This is a genomic window from Comamonas sp. lk (assembly GCF_900564145.1).
In the GTDB taxonomy this organism is placed as follows: domain Bacteria; phylum Pseudomonadota; class Gammaproteobacteria; order Burkholderiales; family Burkholderiaceae_C; genus Comamonas.
In genome coordinates, this window is record NZ_UOOB01000001.1 from 1,049,122 (window position 1) to 1,070,954 (window position 21,833).

Consider the following 21,833-nt stretch of genomic DNA (forward strand, 5'->3'; position numbering starts at 1 on the left):
TCTAGCGATGTACTTCGAGGAAATCCATGAGTGACTCTCCAGTCGACTCCAGCAAACGCACGTGGATCATCACGTCAGCATGTGCTGGTGCCGTAGGCGGTGTGGCGACAGCCGTCCCTTTCGTGAGCTCCTTTCAGCCTTCGGAAAAGGCCAAGGCAGCAGGTGCAGCAGTCGAGGTGGATATTTCCGCCCTCAAGGAAGGTGAGAAACTCACTGTCGAGTGGCGTGGCAAGCCTGTCTGGATCATCAAACGCACGCCTGAGCAGCTCAAGGATTTGCCGGCACTCGATGGTGAACTGGCTGACCCCCAATCTCTGCGCCACCCCGAAGAATTCACGCCCGAATACGCGCGCAACGAAGCCCGTTCCATCAAGCCTGAATTGCTGGTAGTGGTCGGTATCTGCACTCACCTGGGTTGCTCGCCCACCGATAAGTTTCAGGCCGGCCCCCAGCCTTCGCTGCCCACTGACTGGAAGGGCGGTTTTCTCTGCCCTTGCCATGGCTCGACTTTCGACATGGCGGGCCGCGTATTCAAGAACAAGCCCGCGCCGGACAATCTGCAAGTGCCTCCGCACATGTATCTGTCTGACACCAAGCTCTTGATTGGTGAAGACAAGAAGACTGCCTGAGGGAGACAAGAACAATGGCCCACGAATTCAAGCAACTCGATCCGAACGCCACTGCGGGCGCCAAGATCGGCAACTGGTTTGAGAACCGTTTCCCGACGGCATTTGACGCCTACCGCGTCCATATGTCCGAGTACTACGCACCCAAGAATTTCAACTTCTGGTACATCTTCGGCTCGCTGGCGCTGCTGGTGCTGGTGATCCAGATCGTCACCGGCATCTTCCTGGTGATGCACTACAAGCCAGACGCTGACAAGGCGTTTGCTTCGGTGGAATACATCATGCGCGATGTGCCCTGGGGTTGGCTGATCCGCTATATGCACTCCACGGGGGCCTCGGCCTTCTTCATCGTCGTCTATCTGCACATGTTCCGCGGGCTGCTCTATGGCTCTTACCGCAAGCCGCGCGAGCTGGTGTGGATCTTCGGCTGCGCCATCTTCCTGGTGCTGATGGCCGAAGCCTTCATGGGTTATTTGCTGCCCTGGGGTCAGATGTCGTACTGGGGCGCGCAGGTGATCGTGAACCTGTTTGCAGCCATTCCCTTTGTCGGTCCTGATCTGGCTTTGCTGATCCGTGGCGACTATGTGGTGGGTGATGCCACGCTGAACCGCTTCTTCAGCTTCCACGTGATCGCCGTGCCTCTGGTGCTGTTGGGTTTGGTGGTGGCGCACTTGCTGGCGCTGCACGATGTGGGTTCCAACAATCCCGATGGCATTGAAATCAAGGGCCCCAACGCGCCCAAGGATGCCAAGGGCAATCCGCTCGATGGCATTCCCTTCCATCCTTACTACACCGTGCACGACATTTTTGGCGTGACCGTGTTCCTGTTCCTGTTCTCGGCGGTGGTGTTCTTTGCGCCCGAGTTTGGCGGCTACTTCCTGGAGTACAACAATTTCATTCCTGCGGATCCGCTCAAGACTCCCAATCACATTGCGCCTGTCTGGTACTTCACGCCTTTCTATTCCATGCTGCGTGCCATCACCAGCCAGATGATGTATGTGCTGATTGCCTGCGTGGTGCTGGGTGCCGGTTACGGTATCCTCAAGTCGCGCTTGCCGGTGATCGTCAAGGGCGTGGTGGGTGTGGTGGCACTGGGCGTGATCGCCATGATGCTGTCCATCGACGCCAAATTCTGGGGCGTGGTGGTCATGGGTGGTGCCGTCATCATCCTGTTTGCCCTGCCATGGCTGGACTGCAGCCCCGTCAAGTCGATTCGCTATCGTCCGAGCTGGCACAAGTATGTGTATGCCGTGTTTGTGGTGAACTTCGTGGTCTTGGCCTATCTGGGCGTGCAAGCACCTTCGCCCATCGGTGAAAAAGTCTCACAGGTCGGTACGCTGTTTTACTTTGGCTTCTTCCTGCTCATGCCCTGGTGGAGTCGCTTGGGTAAAACCAAGCCCGTGCCAGAGCGCGTGACATTCAAGCCACACTGAAGCAGGAGAAAACAAGAATGAAGAAACTGATCCTCACTTTGGTTGCGGCTCTGGGTCTGGCTGCGGGTGCGCAAGCCTCTGAAGGCGGCATCCACTGGGACAAGGCACCGGTCAACACCTCGGACACGGCCTCTTTGCAAAACGGCGCCAAGATTTTCGTCAACTACTGTCTCAGCTGCCACTCGGCTGCCTTCATGCGCTTTAACCGCCTGAAGGACATAGGGCTGACCGATCAGGAAATCAAGGACAATCTGCTGTTCACCACGGACAAGGTGGGCGAGACCATGAAGGCGGCCATCAATCCCAAGGAAGCCAAGGAGTGGTTTGGCGCCAATCCGCCCGATCTGACGGTGATTGCACGCTCGCGTGCCGGTGCCAACGGAACAGGTGCCGATTACCTCTATACCTTCTTGCGTACTTTCTACCGGGATGACACCAAGGCCACGGGCTGGAATAATCTCGCCTTTCCAAGCGTAGGCATGCCGCATGCGCTTTGGCAGCTGCAAGGCGAGCGTCGTGCCATCTTTGAAGAGCATGACGAACACGGGACTAAAACCCAGGTGTTCAAAGGTTGGGAGCAGGTGTCTCCAGGCAAGATGACCGCAGTGCAGTACGATCAGGCAGTTGGCGATCTGGTGAATTACCTGCAATGGATGGGCGAACCAGCCCAGAACACCCGTACCCGCGTGGGCGTGGGCGTGCTGGTGTTTCTGGCCTTCTTCATCTTCATTGCGTGGCGCCTGAACGCTGCGTTCTGGAAAAACGTCAAGTAAAGCTTTGCTGCTTTTTGCGCGCAGATGCTGTCTGCAGCCAATCGTGTTAGTGCAGAGTGGGCGCCGTGGGCGACCCACTCTTTTTGATTTTTAGGAGCTTCCACCATGATGGTGCTTTATTCGGGAACGACCTGCCCCTTTTCACACCGCTGCCGCTTTGTGCTGTTTGAAAAAGGCATGGATTTCGAGATCCGCGATGTGGACTTGTTCAGCAAGCCCGAAGAGATCAGCGTGATGAACCCCTATGGCCAGGTGCCAATTCTGGTGGAACGCGATCTGATTCTGTATGAATCGAACATCATCAATGAGTACATTGATGAGCGCTTCCCTCATCCTCAGCTCATGCCTGGCGATCCCGTGGATCGCGCCCGTGTGCGCCTGTTCCTGCTGAACTTCGAAAAAGAGCTGTTCGTGCACGTCAGCGCTCTGGAAGAGCGCAATGTCAAGGGCAACGAAAAAGTGCTGGAAAAGGCCCGTGCCCACATTCGCGACCGCTTGACACAGCTGGCTCCCGTGTTCCTCAAGAACAAGTACATGCTGGGTGAGAACTTCTCCATGCTGGACGTAGCCATTGCCCCTCTGCTGTGGCGCCTGGATTACTACGGTATCGAGCTGTCCAAGAACGCAGCCCCTCTGCTCAAGTACGCCGAGCGCATCTTCTCGCGCCCTGCTTACATTGAAGCACTGACACCTTCTGAAAAGGTCATGCGCAAGTAATTGCGGCAGAACCTGGAGCGGGCATGGCGAAGGACTTTCCTTCCTTGCCCGCTTTTTTGTCTCTGGAATCCATAAGTCAGGAAACGACATGAACGCGCCCGAAGCGACATCCACACGCCCGTATCTGCTGCGGGCCCTGTTTGAATGGTGCACCGACAACGGCTATACCCCGCACATTGCCGTGCGTGTGGATCGCAGCACCCAGGTGCCCATGGAGTTTGTGCGTGATGGCGAGATTGTTCTCAACATCAGCTACGACGCCACCAGCGGGCTGCTGATCGGCAACGAGCACGTGGAATTTAAGGCCCGTTTTGGCGGCAAGCCCCGCGAAATCATGGTGCCCATCACCCATGTGATGGCTATTTACGCCCGCGAAACCGGGCAGGGCATGGCCTTTCCGCCCGAAGAGGCTGAGCAGGACGAGCAAGAGATGTCTCAGGACGAGATGATCGAGTTCATCGAAGACCAGGCACCCGAGGTCACTGCCGATGATCGCGTGGTGCAACTGGTCACCACCAAGACGCCGGAGTCGGATGATGACGCGCCTCGCACCCCACCGCCAGCGGGCGGCCGCCCTGCACTGAAACGAGTGAAGTAAATACCGCTGCGGCTGCGGGCGCTCTATGCGTTTGCAGCCGGCTTTGAAGAAATTGCGGAATTTGGCTTTTGGCCTGAAATTTCTGGGCTAGAATTCAGTCTTCGCCGGTTTAGCTCAGTTGGTAGAGCACCCGCCTTGTAAGCGGTAGGTCGTCAGTTCGATTCCGACAACCGGCACCAAAGATTTGAACCCACATGTGAAAGCATGTGGGTTTTTTCTTTGGCCTTTTGGCATTGCGGGCTTGCTCAAAGCCCGTCTTGCCTCTAGCTCTGTACCTTCAGGCGAATGGATGCAACGTCCCAGCCCTTGGTGCGTAAATGGGCGGCCATGGCAGGCAGCAATTGGCGCACCTTGGCTGCAGCCGCATTGTTTTTGACCAGCAGGCACCAGCAATCCCCTTCAATAGGCCCGGCCTGCAAACTTGCGCGCAGCATGGGCGGAATCAAGGGCGTGACGGCTTTGAGGCGGTTGCTCGAATCCTGGGTCAGCGCAGCCAGCCGCGCCAGGGTGGGCGAAGATTCCATGGCCGCCAATGCGGTAACAGGATGGTGGCGGCGGGTGGTGGACATACAAACACAGATCTGGAACGGACAGGCTGACAGCTTATATCAGCGCGGCCGTCGGCGTTTCCTGAAGGCTTGCCGCCCATCAAAGCCCGTATAAAACCTGAAAAACTGCGAAAAGCCAAAGGTGTTTGACGCGGTTAGAATCATTTTTTGGTCCGTGTTTCAGTTTTTGGCATTGCAAGAGGTTTTTATTCACGCTTTGTGAAGCTCTTGAGTGCGGCTGAGACGGCCCCATCTGAAGACCAACAATCAAGGGATTCCGGGCGTCTTGTTCTGCGCGCCAAGCAAAGATCAAGACGCCTATGCACGCATGGCCACCAATTTCCTCACCAAACTGTTCGGCAGCCGCAACGATCGTCTGCTAAAGCAATACCGTAAGACAGTCGCTCGCATCAATGCGATGGAGCCTGAGTACGAAAAGCTCAGCGATGAGGCATTGCGCGCCAAGACGCAAGAGTTCAAGGGCCGCGTCGCCAACGGCGAGTCGCTGAACGATTTGCTGCCGGAAGCTTTTGCCGTGGTGCGTGAAGGCTCCAAGCGCGTCATGAAGATGCGCCACTTCGATGTGCAGATGCAAGGCGGCATGGCCCTGCATGACGGCAAGATTGCCGAAATGCGCACTGGTGAAGGCAAGACGCTGACCGCAACCTTGCCGGTCTACCTCAATGCCCTGTCGGCTGAGGGTGTGCACGTGGTGACCGTCAACGATTACCTGGCTAGGCGCGATGCGACCACCATGGCGCGTCTGTACAACTTCCTGGGACTGACGGTAGGTATCAACCTGCCCAACCTCTCGCGCGAGGAAAAGCAGGCCGCTTACAACTCCGACATCACCTACGGTACGAACAACGAATACGGCTTCGACTACCTGCGTGACAACATGGTGTATGAGCCCGGCGATCGCGTGCAGCGCGTGCTGAACTTCGCCATCGTCGATGAGGTGGACTCCATCCTGATCGATGAAGCCCGTACGCCGTTGATCATCTCCGGCCCGGCCGAAGACCACACGGCCATGTATGTGGCCATGAACAAGATCGTGCCCGCCCTGGTTCGCCAGGAAGGCGAGGCCGATCCTCGCACCGGTGAGGGCGTGACCAAGCCCGGCGATTTCACGGTGGATGAAAAGTCCCACCAGGTCTATCTGACGGACCAGGGTTACGAGGCCGCCGAGCGTCTGCTGGCCGATGCCGGCTTGATTCCGCAAGGCTCCTCGCTGTACGACCCCTCCAATATTTCGCTGGTTCACCACCTGTACGCCGCGCTGCGTGCCAACCAGCTGTACTTCCGCGATCAGCACTATGTGGTGCAAAACGGTGAAATCGTCATCGTTGACGAATTCACCGGCCGCTTGATGGCGGGTCGCCGCTGGAGCGATGGTCTGCACCAGGCCGTGGAAGCCAAGGAAGGCGTGGAAATTCAGGCCGAGAACCAGACCATGGCCTCGATCACTTTCCAGAACTACTTCCGTCTGTACAAAAAACTGTCGGGCATGACGGGTACGGCCGATACCGAGGCCTACGAGTTCCAGGAAATCTACGGTCTGGAAACCGTGGTCATTCCGCCCAACCGTCCCAGCAAGCGCGAGGACCAGCTGGACCGCGTCTACAAGACGACCAAGGAAAAGTACGACGCCGCCATCAAGGACATCCGCGAATGCCACGAGCGCGGCCAGCCCGTGCTGGTGGGCACGACCTCGATCGAAAACTCCGAAATCATCGATCAGCTGCTCAATCGCGAAAACCTGCCGCACCAGGTGCTGAATGCCAAGCAGCACGAGCGTGAGGCCGATATCGTGGCCCAGGCTGGCAGCGCCGGCATGATCACCATTGCCACCAACATGGCCGGTCGCGGTACCGACATCGTGCTGGGCGGCAATATCGACAAGCAACTGGCGGAGCTGGAAGCCGATGAGTCTCTGACACCCACTGAGCGCCAGCAGAAAATCGACAAGCTGCGTGCCGAATGGCAGATTGCACACGACAAGATCGTGGAGCTGGGCGGCTTGCGCATCATCGCTACCGAGCGCCATGAATCGCGCCGTATCGACAACCAGCTGCGTGGCCGTTCGGGCCGCCAGGGCGACCCCGGTTCCTCGCGCTTTTACCTGAGCCTGGACGACCAGCTCATGCGCATCTTTGCTGGCGATCGCGTCAAGGCCATCATGGATCGCCTGAAGATGCCCGAGGGCGAAGCGATTGAAGCCGGTATCGTGACCCGCTCCATCGAATCGGCACAGCGCAAGGTGGAAGCCCGCAACTTCGACATGCGCAAGCAGCTGCTCGAATACGACGACGTGGCCAACGATCAGCGCAAGGTCATCTACCAGCAGCGCAACGACATTCTGGACTCGGCCGATCTGGAAGGCATGTTGGCCGCCATGCGCGAAGACGTGATCACCGATGTGGTGCGTCAATTCGTGCCTGCCGAGTCCATGGAAGAGCAGTGGGACATCCCGGGTCTGGAGAAAGCGCTGGCTGGCGAATGGCAGCTCTCGCTAGACTTGCAGAACGACGTGGCGGCCTCGGACTCGATCACCGATGAAGAGATTTTGGAGAAGGTCGTCAAGGCTGCGCACGAGATGTACGAATCCAAGCTGGCTCTGATCGGCAAGGAGAACTTCACCCAGTTCCAGCGTGCCGTGCTGCTGCAAAGCTTTGACAGCAACTGGCGCGACCACCTGGCCGCTCTGGACTATCTGCGCCAGGGCATTCACCTGCGCGGCTATGCCCAGAAGCAGCCCAAGCAGGAATACAAGCGCGAAGCCTTCGAGCTGTTCCGCCAGCTGATCGACCAGGTCAAGACCGAAGTCACCCGCGTGCTGATGACGGTGCAGGTTCGCTCCCGCGAGGAAATGGACGAAGCCGCAGTTGCCATGAACGAGCGCGGTGCACAAAGTCTGGAGCACATGAGCTATGCCGGACCTTCGGATACCGAGGGCGATGCCGAGGATGGCGATGTGGTGCTGGCCGAAACCCTGGCCATGCCCGACGGCGTGCATGTGGGACGCAACGACCCCTGCCCCTGCGGCAGCGGCAAGAAGTTCAAGCAGTGCCACGGCAAACTGTCCTGATCACTGCCGATAAAAACACGGGCTGCGGCCCGTGTTTTTGTTTGTGCCGCAGCTTTTTGCCATGGCAAAGCCAACAAGGCCGATCAAGACTTCGATTGTTCCGATAATGGAGCGCGTTTTTTCTCAATCACAAGGAACATTGCAATGTCCGTGAATCTTTCCGCCCCCGTTGCCGCTGATCTGTTGGCGATCAATGGCGTTCGCATCGGCATCACCGAAGCCGGTGTGCGCAAGGCCAATCGCAAGGACGTGACGGTGTTCTTGCTGGACGAAGGCGCTTCGGTGGCCGGTGTGTTCACGCAAAACCGCTTCTGTGCCGCACCGGTGCAGGTCAGCCGAGAGCATTTGCTGGCCGGCAAGGGCATCCGTGCCATGGTCATCAATACCGGCAATGCCAATGCCGGCACCGGCGCCGCCGGTCTGGCCCATGCGCGGGCCACCTGCGATGCGCTGGCCAAGGAGCTGGGTCTGACGGCCGAGCAAATCCTGCCTTTCTCCACCGGCGTGATCATGGAAGAGCTACCCGTGGATCGCATTGTGGCGGCGCTGCCCAAGGCGATTGCGGCCGCTCAATCGGATCTCTGGGCCGTGGCCGCCGAAGGCATCATGACCACCGACACCCTGCCCAAGGCTTTCAGCCGCAGCGTGACGATTGGTGGCAAGTCCGTGTCCATTACCGGCATCAGCAAGGGCGCGGGCATGATTCGCCCCAATATGGCCACCATGCTGGGCTTTATGGCCACGGATGCGGCGATTGCTCCCGAGCTGCTGCAGCCCCTGGTCAAGGAATTGGCCGACGGCTCCTTCAACCGCGTGACGATTGACGGCGATACCTCGACCAACGACTCCTTTGTGCTGATGGCCACGCACCAGGCGGGCAATGCACAGATCACCACGCTCTCCAGCGCCGAAGGCCAGCAGCTCAAGGCGGCCTTGCTGGATGTGGCACAAAAACTGGCTCAAGCCATTGTGCGTGATGGGGAAGGTGCTACGAAATTCATCACGGTGAAGGTCGAAGGCGGCAAGACCGAAGAGGAATGCCGTCTGGTGGCTTACGCGATTGCCCACTCCCCCCTGGTCAAGACCGCCTTCTTTGCCTCCGACCCTAATCTGGGCCGCATTCTGGCCGCCGTGGGCTATGCCGGTATTGCCGATCTGGACCAAACCCGGATCGACCTGTACCTGGACGAAGTGCATGTGGCCGTCAACGGTGGTCGCAACCCCGAGTACAAGGAAGAAGACGGCCAGCGCGTGATGAAGCAGCAGGAAATCACCGTGCGCGTGCTGCTGGGCCGCGGCGAGGCAGCACAGACCGTGTGGACTTGCGACTTTAGCCACGAATACGTGACCATCAACGCGGATTACCGCTCCTGATTGAAGCCCCCTGAGCGGCTTTGCCGCTTCCCCCAAGGGGGACGACAGCATCGACTAGGCGTCCCCGCTGCGCGGCGGCGCTTGCTTGCTGTCCCTTGCTTGGGGTGTGCCCGTTTTGGGCACTACTAATTCAGAAGCTGTATGCGCATGTTTGTATTAGGTTTCAGATCGTTTGCGGCTTGAAATCAAGAAATATCAAGCGCAAGAAGCTATCAAAACAGATGGAGATCCGGTCATGCAAGATGTGATGAACTCTTTGGAGCGCTTGGTTGAGCGTGCGGAACAGCTGATGCTTCGCATCGAAGCCGTGCTGCCTCAGCCGCTGCAATCGCCTGCAGACTGGAATGCGGCCATTGCCTGGCGCTACCGCAAGCGTTCCAACGGCTGCGGCGTGTTGGAGCCAGTGCGCCATGTGGGCGAGATGAATCTGTCGGATCTGCAGAACATCGAGGTGCAAAAAGAGAAGATTGCGCGCAACACCGAGCAGTTCGTGCAGGGGCGCACGGCCAACAACGTGCTGCTGACGGGCGCGCGCGGCACGGGCAAGTCTTCGCTGATTCGCGCCTGCCTGCACAGTTATGCGCCCCAAGGCCTGCGTCTGATCGAGGTGGATAAGGCTGATCTGACCGATTTGCCCGACATTGTGGACGTGGTCGCCGGCCGGCCCGAGAAGTTCATCATCTACTGCGATGACCTGAGCTTTGAAGAGGGCGAGCCCGGCTACAAGGCCATGAAGTCGATTCTCGATGGCTCGGTGTCTGCAGCCAGCGCCAATGTGCTGGTCTATGCCACCAGCAACCGCCGCCATCTGTTGCCCGAGTACATGACGGACAACCTGAGTACCCAAAAATCCGACAACGGCGAGATTCATCCCGGCGAGGTGGTGGAAGAGAAGATTTCCCTATCCGAGCGCTTTGGCCTGTGGGTGAGTTTCTATCCCTTCAGCCAGGACGAATACCTGCGCGTGGTGGCGCAATGGATGTCTGCCCTGGGTATGGATCAGGCGGCCATCGATGCAGCAAGGCCCGAAGCCCTGGTCTGGGCGCTGGAGCGTGGCTCGCGCAGCGGCCGCGTGGCCCATCAGTTTGCGCGTGACTATGCCGGGCGTGCCGAACGTCCTGCGGCTGCAGGTGCGCGCATAGAAGATGTCCAGGGTCTGGCCGAAGAAGCCGACCTGGAGTGAATGCAAAAACTTGGAAAGAAAAGGTTGCCAGTGACTGTTGAAACGACTGCGTCCACTCGCAAATACACGGAAGTCGCCGTGGGCGTGCTGCTGCGCGAATCCGATGGCGCCTTGCTGCTGACCAGTCGCCCCATGGGCAAGCCCTATGCGGGCTTCTGGGAGTTTCCCGGCGGCAAGCTGGAGGCCGGTGAAACCGTGGAACAGGCCCTGCGCCGCGAGCTGATCGAGGAGCTGGGCGTGACCATTGGCGCAGCCCACACCTGGAAGGTGACGGAGCATGACTATCCGCACGCGCTGGTGCGTCTGCACTGGTGCAAGGTGACGGAGTGGACGGGCGAATTTGAAATGCGCGAAGGCCAGCAAATGGCCTGGCAGCAGTTGCCGCTGCAAGTGCATCCGGTGCTGCCCGGCGCCTACCCGGTGCTGCAATGGCTCAGCGATGAGCGTGGCCTGGTGTTTGATGCTGCGTATTACGAGGCCAGACAGCCGGCTTGAGCTGGCTCAGGGCTCGGTTTTGGGGTCGCCAAACGGAGCATCTTCGGGCGGTGTCTGTGCCGGTACGCGAAACTCTTCATTGGCCCATGCGCCCAGGTCGATCTGGCGGCAGCGCTGGCTGCAGAAGGGACGGAATTTGTTGCTGGGCGCAAAAACGCTGGGGCCACCACAGGTGGGGCAGGCCACCATGGTGGGGGAGTGGTTGTCAGTGCTCATGGCGTAGATGTATCACAGCTGAAAAAACACGGCTTCATCCAAGCGATTGAGCCGCTTGCGGTGGCTCAATCAGAGGGCTTGCTGCGCCGTTGGTGCCGCCGTCAAGCGCAGAGTGTTAGCTCGAAAGCCGCATCCTCTTTGCTGGGCAAGGGCTTGCTGCCGTTTTCGGTGCGCAGCAGACGCACGGACACCAGCAGGCGGTTGCCGCTGATCTCGGGAATCAGGTGCAAGCCGCCATCAATGCGCAGACGCAGCAACTGGAAGCTGCGGCCTGCGGGCATGGCTTGCTGGAATACGCCTTGTTCGGAGACCACGCGCTGGGGCACGCCGGTCTCGCGCAGCAGCTGCAAAATCAGCTCCAGCGACTGGCCCACGGGAGCGAGCTCGCCAGCCCAGTCTTCCAGATCGCGCTGGCGGTAGCGCGGGTCGAGGTTCAGCCAGGCATGGTAGGCCGGCAGATCGAAGCTGCAGGTGCCGCCGGGAATGCCGATGCGGCTGCGGATCGACATCAGCCAGTCGTTTTCGGTCAGGGACTGACCGGTCTTGCCGGGCAGCTCGTTGACGGCCTTGAAGCAATGCTCCACCTGCCGTGCCACCTGGTGCAGCATGTGCTGGGAGATGCTGGGGTTGTCGCGCAGGACTTCGAGCAGGTGCTTCTGGCGCTCCAGATCCTTGAGGATGTCGGTCTTGAGGTCGGAGCGGCCGGCCACATCGATGATCTCGAAGAGGGTGACCAGGGCGAAATGGTGATCTACCGGATGCGCGCGGGTGAGCAGCTCGCTCAGGCGGCGATACAGCTGCTCCAGACGCAGATAGGTTCTCAGGCGCTCGTTAAAAGGATATTCGTACAGGATCACGCTTGCTGGGCTCCTTGGGGCACGCAGGATTCAGCGGTTAACGCGCACATGCGGTGATCACACGCACAGGCCAAACCATGGCCTGCATCATAGCCCGAACCAGGTGGCGATTTGATCGGTATATGCGTGCAAAGCCTCCAGCGACATGGCTTCGTCGTTATAGAGCAGCCAATCGGCCGCAGCCAGGCGCTGCTCCCGGCTGGCCTGGGCGGCGATGATGGCTTGCACGGCCTCGCGGCTCAGGCCGCTGCGCGCCATCACGCGCTCAATTTGCGTGGACTCGCGGCAGTCCACCACCAGCACGGCATCGAGCTGGCTGCGCCAGTGCCCGGATTCCACCAGAAGCGGTATGTCGTGAACGATAAGCCGGCGGCCTTCGCTGACGGCCTGACGTACCCGGGCCTGGGTTTGTTCAGCGATCAGCGGGTGAACAATGGCTTCGAGCTTTTGCCGGGCATCGGCTTGCGCAAAAACCAGCTCGCGCATGCGGGCGCGATTCAGTGCGCCAGCGGCATCAATCAGATCGCTGCCAAAGCTCCGGGCAATGGCGGGCAGGGCTGCGCCTCCGGTGGCGGTCAGGCTGCGGGAGATCTGGTCCGCGTCGATGACGGCGGCTCCACGCTCGGCCAGGCGCTGTGCCACCGTGCTTTTGCCGCTGCCTATGCCGCCCGTCAGCCCGAGTCGAAAAGATGGGGCGGGCTTGCTGGGGGTCTGGGGCGTCGGCATGACTTAGAGGCCGATGTAGCCCAGGATGGCCTGGGGACCCCAGAACAGGCAGGCAAAGCCGCCGCCGGCAAGAAAGGGGCCAAAAGGCACATAGCCGCCCTCGCGCAGTTTGCTATTGATTTTGAGAGCAATACCGATGACGGTGCCCACGACGGAGGCCATGAGAATGATGGGAATCAGCGCGGGCCAGCCAAACCAGGCACCCAGTGCGGCAAACAGCTTGAAGTCGCCATGACCCATGCCTTCCTTGCCGGTGGCGAGCTTGAAGGCCCAGAAGATCAGCCACAGAGACAGGTATCCGGCCACGGCCCCCCACAGGGATTGGTTCAGCGGCACTGTCGTCCATTGCAGGGCGGAAGCCATCAGGCCGGCCCACAGCAGGGGCAGGGTGAGGGAGTCGGGCAATAAAGTGGTGTCCCAGTCAATCAAGGCCAGAGTCAGCAAGACCGCGCTGAAGCCGCACCAGGCAAAGCCCGTAGGCGTGAGCCCGTAGCGGGCTAGGCAAAGGGCAAACAAGGCGGCGCAGACCAGCTCCACCAGCGGATAGCGAGGGCTGATGGACTTTTTGCAATCCGCGCAGCGGCCGCGCAGAAACAGATAGCTGAATACCGGAACGTTTTCATACCAGGCAATCGCGTGGCCGCAGTGCGGGCAGCGCGAACGTGGTTGGCTCAGGGTGACAGGTTCGGCTGCGGGCGGCAACTGGATCTTGGCGCCTTTGTCCTTTTGCTCCTCGGCCCACTGCGCGCATTCGGTATGCCATTCCTGCTCCATCATGCGCGGCAGGCGGTGGATGACCACATTCAAGAAACTGCCGATCAGCAGACCCAGCAGGCCGCCAGCTGCGGCATTTATACCCAATTCGGAAATCATCAGACCACTTGACCCAGTTTGAAGATAGGCAGATACATGGACACCACAATGCCGCCGATCAGCGTGCCCAGAAACACGATGATGATGGGCTCCATCAGGCTGGACAGGCCGGCCACCATGTCGTCGACTTCCTCTTCGTAGAAGTCGGCCGCCTTGCCCAGCATGTGGTCTATGGAGCCGGATTCTTCACCGATGGCACACATCTGGATCACCATGGAGGGAAAGACATTGGCATTGGTCATGGCCACTGTCAGGCTGGTGCCGGTAGAGACTTCCTGTTGAATTTTTTCCGTGGCGTGCTGGTAGATGTAGTTGCCAGAGGCTCCGCCCACGGAGTCCAGTGCTTCGACCAGCGGTACGCCGGCTGCAAACATGGTCGACAGCGTGCGTGTCCAGCGTGCCACGCAGGATTTTTCAATCAGGACGCCGAACACCGGCATCTTCAGCGTGGCTCTGTCCATGAATTGCTGCACGCGCTCATTGCGCTTCCAGGCCTGCATGAAGAAGTAGATGCCGCCGCCCAGCACGCCAAAAATCAGCCACCACCATTGCACAAAATAGTCGCTGATGCCCATGACGAGCAGCGTGGGTGCAGGCAGGTCGGCGCCGAAGGAGCTGAAGACTTCCTTGAAGGCGGGAATCACAAAAATCATGATGACGGTCACCACGACGAAGGCCACCACGATCACCGACATGGGGTACATCAGCGCCGATTTGATCTTGGACTTGATGGCCTCGGTCTTCTCCATATAGGTGGCAAGACGATCGAGAAGGGCTTCCAAAATACCGGCGGCTTCACCGGCTTCGACCAGATTGCAGTAGAGGCTGTTGAAGTACAGCGGGTGCTTGCGGAACGCCGCGCTCAGCGACGTGCCGGTCTCCACATCCGAGCGTATGTCGTTGAGCAAGCGGGTCACGCTGGCATTGGTGTTGCCGCGGCCCACAATGTCAAAGGCCTGCAGCAAAGGCACGCCCGCTTTCATCATGGTGGCCAGTTGGCGGGTGAAAAGGGCGATGTCCTTGGGCTTGATCTTCTTGCCGCCCTTGGTTCTGCGCTTTTTGATCTTGGTAGGCAAGATGCCTTGACGGCGCAGCATGGCCTGGACCTGGTTGTCGCCGCCGGCACGGGTTTCTCCGCGCACGATCTTGCCGTTGCGGTCCTTGCCTTCCCACTCGAAAACAAATTCCTTGATGCCCTTGGACGCTGCTGTGGCCATGGTGCTCCCTCGCTTGTGGCTTGCGCCGTGTCTTATTCGTTGGTTACCGCCAGCACTTCTTCCAGTGATGTCAGCCCCAGTTTGACTTTATGCAGGCCTGAGCCGCGCAAGGAGCGTACACCCTCAGCCTTGGCCTGGGCTGCAATTTCCAGTGCACTGCCGTCGCGCAAAATGATGCGTTGTATTTCTTCGCTGATGGGCATGACCTGGTAGATGCCGACGCGTCCCTTGTAGCCATTGTTGCAGGCGGAGCAGCCTACCGGCCTGTAGGTCACCCAGCTGCCGTCGACTTCCTCATCCGCATACCCGGCATCCAGCAAGGCGTCACGAGGAATGTCTGCGGGTTGCTTGCATTGCGGGCACAAGCGGCGAGCCAGGCGTTGGGCGGTGATGAGAATCACGCTGGATGCAATATTGAAGGGTGCAATGCCCATATTGCGCATACGCGTGAGCGTGGTGGGCGCATCGTTGGTGTGCAGCGTGGACAGCACCAGGTGACCCGTCTGGGCCGCCTTGATGGAGATGTCCGCGGTTTCCAGATCCCGGATTTCACCGACCATGATGATGTCGGGATCCTGGCGCAGGAAAGACTTGAGTGCTGCGGCAAACGTCAGGCCGGCCTTCTCGTTCACATTGACCTGGTTGACCCCGGGCATGTTGATTTCCGAGGGGTCTTCTGCCGTGGCAATGTTCACCCCGGGCTGATTGAGCAGGTTCAGGCAGGTATAAAGCGACACGGTCTTGCCCGAGCCTGTGGGGCCGGTGACCAGAATCATGCCGTATGGACGCTTGATGGCGGACAGCAGGCGCTCTTTTTCCTCGGGTTCGTAACCGAGGGCCTCAATCCCCATCTTGGCCGAGCTCGGGTCCAGAATACGGATCACGATTTTTTCGCCAAACAGGGTGGGCAGTGTGCTCACGCGAAAGTCGATCACTCGGTCCGGGCCGACCTTGAGCTTCATGCGGCCATCCTGGGGGACGCGCTTTTCCGAGATGTCCAGGCGCGAGATCACCTTGATGCGCGAAGCCAGCTTGTCCTTGATGGCGATGGGCGGAGACGCCATCTCGCGCAGTTCGCCGTCGATACGGAAACGTACGCGGTAAGTGTGCTCGTAGGGTTCGAAGTGCAAGTCCGATGCGCGCATATTGAACGCATCGAGCAGCATCTTGTGCAGAAATTTGACGACGGGTGCGTCTTCCACGTCGGCGCCGGCGCTGTTGTCCTTTTCCTCTGGCGCATCCTCGATCTTGACATCATCAAAATCGAAATCGCCAGAGCTGGAGTAGGACTCCAAGGATTCACTGACGCTTTTGCTGGCCTGGTCAACCAGCTTTTTCAGCTTGTCGGCCTCCACAACCACCCAGTCCACCGTCAGCTGTGTGGCGAATTTGATCTGTTCGGCCGCGCCTGCCTGCGTGGGGTCGGCAGTGGCGATGATGATGCGGTTGCCGCGCTTGCTCAGGGCCAGCACCTGATAGGTGCTGCTGATCTTTGCGTCCAGCAAATCGTGTGGCAGCTGCTGGGTATCAATGGCACTCAAATCCAGCAGCGGAGTGCTGAACATGGTGGAAATCGTCTCCGCAATTTCCAGCGTGCTGATTTCTCCGGACTGGCTCAGTTCCGTGATGAAAGGGGTCTTGTTGGTGGCTGCTTTTTTGACTGCGGCTTCGGCAGCCTGCTGGGATATTTTGCCGGCAGAAATCAACGCCCGGCCTAAACCGGGCAAGACGACCGGTGCTGACGGGTTTTTTTGCGAGGAATCAGCTGCAGCCATGTAACCAAATTTGTAGGACGAGAGGAAGGTTATCCTATCATTCTTGGTATGTTGCAAGTCATATTGACCAACCCTGGTGCTCGCAGCAAAGCAAGGCCTTTGAACTTGGCTCAACAAAAGCGGGAATGCTTGAGCGCAATGGTCGGGGTGAGAGGATTCGAACCCCCGGTCCCGAACCTGGCGCTTTACCCGGCAAAGCTACACCCCGAGGACCTTGATGCGGGGCGTAAAAACGGCGCTTGGCGATTTAAGTGCGACGCTCCAAAAGCTGAGACGCCAACTGTAGCAAGTTGGCTGTATGGGCATTGTTTGGCAAAGCCTCCAGCGCCTTGATGGCGCGGTGTGCTTCATCGTGGGCGGCGGCGCGGGCAATGTCCAGCGCGCCCGTGCTGCGAACGATGTCCACCACGGCGTCCAGTTGATCGGTGGAGCCTTGCTCGATGGCATGGCGAACGATGCTGGCCTGCTCCGGCGTGCCGCATTGCATGGCGGCAATCAATGGCAGAGTGCACTTGCCTTCGCGCAAATCATCGCCAAGGTTCTTGCCCATTTCCTGTGCGTTGCCGGTGTAGTCCAGCACGTCATCAATGATCTGAAACGCGGTGCCCAAGGCTTGGCCGTAGGTGGCGCAAGCCTGCTCCACTTCCGGTGACGCGCCCGCCAGCACGGCGGCAAGCTGGGCGCTGGCTTCGAACAGCTGCGCGGTTTTGGAGCGAATGACGTGCAGATAACCGGCTTCGGTCAGCGACGCATCATGGGTGTTGATCAGCTGCTGAACCTCGCCTTCGGCAATCACGTTGGTGGCGTCGGACAGAATTTTGAGCACGCGCATGCTACCCACTTCCACCATCATCTGAAAGGAGCGGGTGTGCAGAAAGTCCCCGACCAGAACACTGGCGGGGTTGCCGAAGGTTTCGTTGGCGGTAGGGCGGCCGCGGCGCAGCGTGGATTCATCCACCACGTCGTCGTGCAGCAAGGTGGCGGTGTGAATCAGCTCCACCACGGCAGCCAGAATGTACTTGTCCCGGCCTTGATGGCCCAGGGCGCTGCTGACCATGAGCAGCAGTGCGGGGCGCAGACGCTTGCCGCCTGCAGCAATGATGTATTGGGAAATCTGGGCAACCAGGGGAACGCTGGTCGTCAGGCGCTGAGCGATGACTTGATCCACTTCGCGCATATCGTCAGCGATCAGGGCAAGCGGATTGGGAGTTGTGATTTCTGTAGTCAAGGTGATGGAACCGCCAAGTGGACTGTCGATTATAGAAATATGGCGTGAGTACCTGGGCGCAGTGAGGGTGCGACAAGGTCAAGATAGCGCAGCTTGAGGGTATCTACGCATGAAATTTTGCATCGTGCTAGAATTGTCGGCTCTGTGGAAATTCGTCCGCAGAACTCTCAAAGTAAAGAGGTTTACATGTACGCGGTCATAAAAACCGGCGGCAAGCAATATCGTGTTGCTGCTGGCGAAAAAATTAAAGTAGAACAGATTGCTGCGGACGTAGGCCAGGAAATTGTGATCGATCAAGTTTTGGCAGTCGGCAACGGCTCTGAAATCAAGATCGGCGCTCCCCTGGTGTCCGGCGCAACTGTGAAGGCAACTGTGGTTGCTCACGGCAAGCACGACAAAGTGCACATCTTCAAGATGCGTCGTCGTAAGCACTATCAAAAACGTCAAGGCCATCGTCAACAGTTCACCGAACTGCAAATCGTGGCAATTGCTGCTTAAGTAGGAGCTGAGTCATGGCACAGAAAAAAGGCGGCGGCTCTACGCGCAATGGACGTGATTCCAAGCCAAAAATGCTCGGCGTGAAGGCCTTTGGTGGTGAGTTGATCACTGCTGGCTCGATCATCGTGCGTCAACGCGGCACCAAGTTCCACCCTGGCGACAACGTCGGCGTGGGCAAGGATCACACCCTGTTTGCACTGGTGGACGGCCACGTGTCGTTTGCAGTCAAGGGCGCTCTGTCCAAGCACACAGTCAACATCACGGCTGCCTAAGTCGTATTTGACCTGAACAAAGCCCCGACTTGTCGGGGCTTTGTTGTTTGAGAATGCCTTGAGTTGGCTCCAACTGGCAAATGGGGCATGTGTTTTGACCACTCAAAAGTGTGGCCTAGGGCTTCTGGTGCACACTGATTTTGTAAACTGGATGCCTCATGAAGTTTGTTGACGAAGCTTTTATCGACATTTCGGCCGGAGACGGCGGAAATGGTTGCGTGTCTTTCCGGCACGAAAAATACAAGGAATTTGGCGGCCCTGACGGTGGAGACGGGGGCCGTGGTGGTCACGTGTTCGCCGTGGCCGATGTCAATCTGAATACCCTGGTGGATTACCGCTACTCGCGTCGCTACGACGCCAAGCGCGGTGAGCACGGCAAGGGCTCGGACATGTTCGGTGTTGCCGGTGATGACATCACCTTGCACATGCCTGTGGGCACCATCATCAGCGATTCCGAAACCGGCGAGGTGCTGTTCGAGCTGCTCAACCCGGGTGAAGTCATCACCATTGCCAAGGGCGGCGATGGCGGCTACGGCAATCTGCGCTTCAAGAGCGCCATCAACCGTGCTCCGCGCCAGAAGACGCCGGGCTGGCCGGGTGAGCGTTTCAGCTTGAAGCTGGAGCTGAAGGTGCTGGCTGATGTGGGCCTGCTGGGCATGCCGAATGCGGGCAAGTCTACCTTCATCACGGCCGTGTCCAATGCGCGCCCCAAGATTGCCGACTACCCTTTCACCACCTTGTATCCCAACCTGGGTGTGGTGCGCGTGGGTCCGGAGAAAAGCTTTGTGGTGGCCGATATTCCGGGTCTGATCGAAGGCGCCTCCGAAGGTGCGGGTCTGGGTCACCAGTTCTTGCGCCATCTGCAGCGCACGCGTTTGCTGCTGCATGTGGTGGATCTGGCTCCGTTTGACGAGGCCGTGGATCCTGTGGAGCAGGCCAAGGCCATTGTTGGCGAGCTCAAGAAATACGATGCCGAGCTTTATGAGAAGCCGCGCTGGCTGGTGCTCAACAAGCTGGACATGGTTCCGCAGGAAGAGCGTGCGGCCAAGGTCAAGGACTTTGTCAAGCGCTTCAAGTGGAAGGGTCCGGTCTATGAGATTTCGGCTCTGACGCGTGAAGGCTGCGAACCGCTGATCCGCAAGATCTTCGAGCATGTGCAAGCACAGCAGAAGCTGGAACAGGGCGTCAAGGAAGTGGACCCCCGTTTTATCGAAATCGAAGATTCTGGCCCCGATCTGACCGATCCGCGTTTTGCACCGCAGGATCCGGAATAAGCTAGAGGCTAGATCCCTGCAGCGCACCTGGTGCGCTGTTTTGCTTTGAATTTCATAGCTTCTAGCGCTTGATTTATAAGGGCTGGAGGCTTTAAATACTGTAATTCCTCATGTCTTCCAACGTGTTGCGTGATGCGCATCGCATCGTCGTCAAAGTCGGCTCCAGCCTGGTTACCAATGAAGGTCGGGGTCTGGATGAAGCTGCCATTCAGGAATGGAGTCGCCAGCTGGCGGCTTTGGTGAACGGTGAAGATGGCGTCAAGCGCGAGGTCATCATGGTCTCCAGCGGTGCCATCGCCGAAGGCATGAAGCGCCTGGGCTGGGCCACGCGACCGACCGAGGTGCATGAGTTGCAGGCGGCCGCCGCCGTGGGGCAGATGGGCCTGGCCCAGATGTATGAGACCAAGCTGCGCGAGCAGAACGTACCCAGCGCCCAGGTGCTGCTCACCCACGCCGATCTGGCTGATCGTGAGCGTTATCTGAACGCCCGCACCACGCTGTTGACCTTGCTGCAGCTGGGAGTGGTGCCCGTCATCAATGAAAACGACACCGTGGTCATCGATGAGATCAAGTTTGGCGACAACGACACGCTGGGCGCGCTGGTGGCGAATCTGGTGGAGGCTGATGCCCTCATCATCCTGACCGATCAGCGCGGCCTGTACAGCGCCGATCCACGCAAGAACCCCGACGCAAAGTTCATCGATGTGGCCGAAGCCGGCGATGTCACGCTGGAGGCCATGGCCGGCGGCGCGGGCCTGTCGATCGGTACCGGCGGCATGATCACCAAGATCCTGGCCGCCAAGCGGGCCGCCGGTTCGGGTGCTTCCACGGTGATCGCCTGGGGGCGTGAGCGCGATGTGTTGCTGCGCCTGACGCAAGGCGAATCCATCGGCACGCTGTTGCTGGCGCGTACGCACAAGATGCAGGCCCGCAAGCAGTGGATTGCCGATCATCTGAAGCTGCGCGGCTCGGTGACGGTGGATGCCGGTGCCGTGGCCAAGCTGCGCGATGAAGGAAAGAGCCTGTTGCCGATTGGCATGATGGCTGTGGATGGCGATTTCTCGCGCGGCGAGGTGATTGCCGTGCGTGATGAGCAAGGTCTTGAGATCGCCCGTGGTCTGGCCAGCTATGCCAGCGCCGAGGCGCGTTTGCTGTGCCGCAAAAGCTCGGCCGAGATTGAAAGCTTGCTCGGCTATTCCGCCGGCCCGGAGATGGTGCACCGCGACAACATGGTGGTGTCCGGGCGCTGAACTCGCAGGACTTCTAAGTGAAAAAGCCGTGATGTGTTGAGCATCACGGCTTTTGTTTTTAGCTGGCTTTATTGCAGCGGCTTGGTGTCCGGCGGGTCCGTCAGATTGGTCTGAGGATCGGGATCGAAGCTGGCACCTGGCGGCAGCTCCATGCCAGGGTTGATGCGAAAGTGGCCGGTGCGCGCAGGGTACATGGGTTGCATGTGCTGCGGTGGCGACGGCGGTGCAAAGGCATTGCCGCTGGCACCTTCCTGCTCACGTGGGCGCAAGCCGCTGCGTAAATAGCGATTGCGCTGCTGCTCGCTGCGTGGCACAAAGCGTGACAGCTCGGTCAGCGCCATTTCATAAACGCCGCGTTTGAACTCGACCACTACATCCAGCGGCACCCAATAGTCATTCCACCGCCAGGCGTCAAACTCCGGATGATCGGTGGCACGCAGGTTCAAATCCCAGTCGTGACCTACCAGTTGAAGCAGAAACCATATCTGTTTCTGGCCTTTGTAATGCCCGCGCGCGTCGCGGCGGATGTACCGGTCTGGCACCTCGTAGCGCAACCAATCCCGGGTTCGGGCAACCACGCGAACGTGATTGGGCATCAGCCCCACCTCTTCGTGCAGCTCTCTAAACATGGCTTGCTCGGGTGTCTCCCCCCGGTCAATACCACCTTGCGGAAACTGCCAGCTGTGGGTGCGAATGCGTTTTCCCCAGAACACCTGGTTTCTTTGGTTGAGCAGGATGATGCCGACGTTCGGGCGGAATCCGTCCCGGTCAAGCATAATCGAACCCCAAATTTTTGAATTGTGTTCATTATG

At 59.0% G+C, this 21,833-nt stretch carries 22 protein-coding genes and 2 tRNA genes; 14 read left to right on the forward strand and 10 right to left on the reverse strand.

All coding sequences use genetic code 11. From position 1 onward, the window contains the following. The first annotated feature begins 26 nt into the window (after nt 1-26). From petA to EAO39_RS04685, 6 genes are all read left to right on the forward strand, one after another. Nucleotides 27-629 carry a ubiquinol-cytochrome c reductase iron-sulfur subunit gene (petA, locus tag EAO39_RS04660; RefSeq protein ID WP_120966379.1) on the forward strand — a complete coding sequence of 201 codons (603 nt, stop codon included), beginning with the start codon at nt 27-29 and terminating at the stop codon, nt 627-629. A gap of 14 nt (nt 630-643) precedes the next feature. Continuing rightward, on the forward strand, nt 644-2,059 hold the full coding sequence (locus tag EAO39_RS04665; protein WP_120966380.1) for a cytochrome bc complex cytochrome b subunit: 1,416 nt from the start codon (nt 644-646) through the stop codon (nt 2,057-2,059). Between the two features lie 17 nt (nt 2,060-2,076). Further along, nucleotides 2,077-2,832 (forward strand): cytochrome c1, encoded by a 756-nt coding sequence (locus EAO39_RS04670; protein WP_120966381.1) that lies wholly within the window; start codon nt 2,077-2,079, stop codon nt 2,830-2,832. 105 nt (nt 2,833-2,937) lie between these two features. Continuing rightward, complete coding sequence (locus EAO39_RS04675; RefSeq protein WP_120966382.1) at nt 2,938-3,549, forward strand: glutathione S-transferase N-terminal domain-containing protein; 612 nt, start codon at nt 2,938-2,940, stop codon at nt 3,547-3,549. A gap of 88 nt (nt 3,550-3,637) precedes the next feature. Next, nucleotides 3,638-4,147 carry a ClpXP protease specificity-enhancing factor gene (locus EAO39_RS04680; RefSeq protein WP_120966383.1) on the forward strand — a complete coding sequence of 170 codons (510 nt, stop codon included), beginning with the start codon at nt 3,638-3,640 and terminating at the stop codon, nt 4,145-4,147. Between the two features lie 103 nt (nt 4,148-4,250). Beyond that, nucleotides 4,251-4,326: transfer RNA gene (locus EAO39_RS04685), tRNA-Thr, on the forward strand. 84 nt (nt 4,327-4,410) lie between these two features. Here EAO39_RS04685 and EAO39_RS04690 read toward each other — a convergent pair. Continuing rightward, nucleotides 4,411-4,716, reverse strand: coding sequence for a hypothetical protein (locus EAO39_RS04690; RefSeq protein WP_120966384.1), 306 nt, complete (start codon nt 4,714-4,716; stop codon nt 4,411-4,413). A 307-nt stretch (nt 4,717-5,023) separates the two neighbouring features. Between EAO39_RS04690 and secA the strand changes: the two genes are divergently transcribed. The 4 genes from secA (at nt 5,024) to EAO39_RS04710 (ending at nt 10,835) form a co-directional block, all read left to right on the forward strand. Continuing rightward, nucleotides 5,024-7,783 (forward strand): preprotein translocase subunit SecA, encoded by a 2,760-nt coding sequence (secA, locus tag EAO39_RS04695; RefSeq protein ID WP_120966385.1) that lies wholly within the window; start codon nt 5,024-5,026, stop codon nt 7,781-7,783. A 144-nt stretch (nt 7,784-7,927) separates the two neighbouring features. Further along, on the forward strand, nt 7,928-9,157 hold the full coding sequence (gene argJ / locus EAO39_RS04700; RefSeq protein WP_120966386.1) for a bifunctional glutamate N-acetyltransferase/amino-acid acetyltransferase ArgJ: 1,230 nt from the start codon (nt 7,928-7,930) through the stop codon (nt 9,155-9,157). A gap of 235 nt (nt 9,158-9,392) precedes the next feature. Then, complete coding sequence (locus tag EAO39_RS04705) at nt 9,393-10,340, forward strand: ATP-binding protein (RefSeq protein ID WP_240466897.1); 948 nt, start codon at nt 9,393-9,395, stop codon at nt 10,338-10,340. Next, a complete protein-coding gene (locus EAO39_RS04710) occupies nt 10,341-10,835 on the forward strand; it encodes an NUDIX domain-containing protein (RefSeq protein WP_120966387.1) in 495 nt (164 codons plus the stop codon). It begins immediately after the preceding gene. Nucleotides 10,836-10,841: 6 nt separating this feature from the next. Here the strand turns inward: EAO39_RS04710 and EAO39_RS04715 are convergent, their stop codons facing one another. The 8 genes from EAO39_RS04715 to EAO39_RS04750 form a co-directional block, all read right to left on the reverse strand. Then, entirely contained in the window at nt 10,842-11,051 is a 210-nt protein-coding gene (locus EAO39_RS04715; protein WP_120966388.1) for a DNA gyrase inhibitor YacG, read from the reverse strand. A gap of 101 nt (nt 11,052-11,152) precedes the next feature. Continuing rightward, the gene (zapD, locus tag EAO39_RS04720; RefSeq protein ID WP_120966389.1) at nt 11,153-11,908 is read right to left on the reverse strand and encodes a cell division protein ZapD; all 756 of its coding nucleotides are present in this window, start codon (nt 11,906-11,908) and stop codon (nt 11,153-11,155) included. Between the two features lie 87 nt (nt 11,909-11,995). Further along, nucleotides 11,996-12,634, reverse strand: coding sequence for a dephospho-CoA kinase (gene coaE, locus EAO39_RS04725; protein WP_120966390.1), 639 nt, complete (start codon nt 12,632-12,634; stop codon nt 11,996-11,998). Between the two features lie 3 nt (nt 12,635-12,637). Then, complete coding sequence (locus EAO39_RS04730) at nt 12,638-13,507, reverse strand: A24 family peptidase (protein WP_120966391.1); 870 nt, start codon at nt 13,505-13,507, stop codon at nt 12,638-12,640. Continuing rightward, nucleotides 13,507-14,724, reverse strand: a complete 1,218-nt coding sequence (locus EAO39_RS04735; protein WP_120966392.1) for a type II secretion system F family protein — start codon at nt 14,722-14,724, stop codon at nt 13,507-13,509. Before EAO39_RS04735 ends, EAO39_RS04730 begins: the two co-directional genes overlap by 1 nt. 32 nt (nt 14,725-14,756) lie before the next feature. Beyond that, nucleotides 14,757-16,499 carry a type IV-A pilus assembly ATPase PilB gene (pilB, locus tag EAO39_RS04740; protein ID WP_120966393.1) on the reverse strand — a complete coding sequence of 581 codons (1,743 nt, stop codon included), beginning with the start codon at nt 16,497-16,499 and terminating at the stop codon, nt 14,757-14,759. Between the two features lie 139 nt (nt 16,500-16,638). Continuing rightward, nucleotides 16,639-16,707, reverse strand: a tRNA-Pro gene (locus EAO39_RS04745). A 39-nt stretch (nt 16,708-16,746) separates the two neighbouring features. After that, on the reverse strand, nt 16,747-17,676 hold the full coding sequence (locus tag EAO39_RS04750) for a polyprenyl synthetase family protein (RefSeq protein WP_120966394.1): 930 nt from the start codon (nt 17,674-17,676) through the stop codon (nt 16,747-16,749). Nucleotides 17,677-17,913: 237 nt separating this feature from the next. Here EAO39_RS04750 and rplU point away from each other — a divergent pair, with 237 nt between their 5' ends. The 4 genes from rplU to proB all read left to right on the forward strand — a co-directional run bounded on the left by rplU (nt 17,914) and on the right by proB (nt 21,021). Next, a complete protein-coding gene (gene rplU, locus EAO39_RS04755) occupies nt 17,914-18,225 on the forward strand; it encodes a 50S ribosomal protein L21 (RefSeq protein WP_099738605.1) in 312 nt (103 codons plus the stop codon). A gap of 14 nt (nt 18,226-18,239) precedes the next feature. Then, nucleotides 18,240-18,497, forward strand: a complete 258-nt coding sequence (gene rpmA, locus EAO39_RS04760) for a 50S ribosomal protein L27 (RefSeq protein WP_120966395.1) — start codon at nt 18,240-18,242, stop codon at nt 18,495-18,497. 158 nt (nt 18,498-18,655) lie between these two features. Further along, the gene (gene cgtA / locus EAO39_RS04765) at nt 18,656-19,771 is read left to right on the forward strand and encodes an Obg family GTPase CgtA (RefSeq protein WP_120966396.1); all 1,116 of its coding nucleotides are present in this window, start codon (nt 18,656-18,658) and stop codon (nt 19,769-19,771) included. A 110-nt stretch (nt 19,772-19,881) separates the two neighbouring features. Continuing rightward, a complete protein-coding gene (gene proB, locus EAO39_RS04770) occupies nt 19,882-21,021 on the forward strand; it encodes a glutamate 5-kinase (protein WP_120966397.1) in 1,140 nt (379 codons plus the stop codon). Between the two features lie 68 nt (nt 21,022-21,089). Here proB and EAO39_RS04775 read toward each other — a convergent pair whose 3' ends face one another. Further along, a complete protein-coding gene (locus EAO39_RS04775) occupies nt 21,090-21,797 on the reverse strand; it encodes an RNA pyrophosphohydrolase (RefSeq protein ID WP_120966398.1) in 708 nt (235 codons plus the stop codon). Nucleotides 21,798-21,833 lie beyond the last annotated feature (36 nt).

What these genes read in the sequence shown, in the direction of transcription:
- EAO39_RS04705 (WP_240466897.1), top strand. Translation starts at nt 9,393, where the DNA reads ATGCAAGATGTGATGAACTCTTTGGAGCGCTTGGTTGAGCGTGCGGAA.
- EAO39_RS04670 (WP_120966381.1), top strand. Translation starts at nt 2,077, where the DNA reads ATGAAGAAACTGATCCTCACTTTGGTTGCGGCTCTGGGTCTGGCTGCG.
- EAO39_RS04710 (WP_120966387.1), top strand. Translation starts at nt 10,341, where the DNA reads ATGCAAAAACTTGGAAAGAAAAGGTTGCCAGTGACTGTTGAAACGACT.
- argJ (WP_120966386.1), top strand. Translation starts at nt 7,928, where the DNA reads ATGTCCGTGAATCTTTCCGCCCCCGTTGCCGCTGATCTGTTGGCGATC.
- EAO39_RS04750 (WP_120966394.1), bottom strand. Translation starts at nt 17,676, where the DNA reads ATGCGCGAAGTGGATCAAGTCATCGCTCAGCGCCTGACGACCAGCGTT.
- rplU (WP_099738605.1), top strand. Translation starts at nt 17,914, where the DNA reads ATGTACGCGGTCATAAAAACCGGCGGCAAGCAATATCGTGTTGCTGCT.
- EAO39_RS04680 (WP_120966383.1), top strand. Translation starts at nt 3,638, where the DNA reads ATGAACGCGCCCGAAGCGACATCCACACGCCCGTATCTGCTGCGGGCC.
- EAO39_RS04775 (WP_120966398.1), bottom strand. Translation starts at nt 21,797, where the DNA reads ATGCTTGACCGGGACGGATTCCGCCCGAACGTCGGCATCATCCTGCTC.
- EAO39_RS04690 (WP_120966384.1), bottom strand. Translation starts at nt 4,716, where the DNA reads ATGTCCACCACCCGCCGCCACCATCCTGTTACCGCATTGGCGGCCATG.
- EAO39_RS04730 (WP_120966391.1), bottom strand. Translation starts at nt 13,507, where the DNA reads ATGATTTCCGAATTGGGTATAAATGCCGCAGCTGGCGGCCTGCTGGGT.
- EAO39_RS04735 (WP_120966392.1), bottom strand. Translation starts at nt 14,724, where the DNA reads ATGGCCACAGCAGCGTCCAAGGGCATCAAGGAATTTGTTTTCGAGTGG.
- cgtA (WP_120966396.1), top strand. Translation starts at nt 18,656, where the DNA reads ATGAAGTTTGTTGACGAAGCTTTTATCGACATTTCGGCCGGAGACGGC.
- petA (WP_120966379.1), top strand. Translation starts at nt 27, where the DNA reads ATGAGTGACTCTCCAGTCGACTCCAGCAAACGCACGTGGATCATCACG.
- secA (WP_120966385.1), top strand. Translation starts at nt 5,024, where the DNA reads ATGGCCACCAATTTCCTCACCAAACTGTTCGGCAGCCGCAACGATCGT.
- coaE (WP_120966390.1), bottom strand. Translation starts at nt 12,634, where the DNA reads ATGCCGACGCCCCAGACCCCCAGCAAGCCCGCCCCATCTTTTCGACTC.
- EAO39_RS04675 (WP_120966382.1), top strand. Translation starts at nt 2,938, where the DNA reads ATGATGGTGCTTTATTCGGGAACGACCTGCCCCTTTTCACACCGCTGC.
- proB (WP_120966397.1), top strand. Translation starts at nt 19,882, where the DNA reads ATGTCTTCCAACGTGTTGCGTGATGCGCATCGCATCGTCGTCAAAGTC.
- EAO39_RS04665 (WP_120966380.1), top strand. Translation starts at nt 644, where the DNA reads ATGGCCCACGAATTCAAGCAACTCGATCCGAACGCCACTGCGGGCGCC.
- EAO39_RS04715 (WP_120966388.1), bottom strand. Translation starts at nt 11,051, where the DNA reads ATGAGCACTGACAACCACTCCCCCACCATGGTGGCCTGCCCCACCTGT.
- pilB (WP_120966393.1), bottom strand. Translation starts at nt 16,499, where the DNA reads ATGGCTGCAGCTGATTCCTCGCAAAAAAACCCGTCAGCACCGGTCGTC.
- rpmA (WP_120966395.1), top strand. Translation starts at nt 18,240, where the DNA reads ATGGCACAGAAAAAAGGCGGCGGCTCTACGCGCAATGGACGTGATTCC.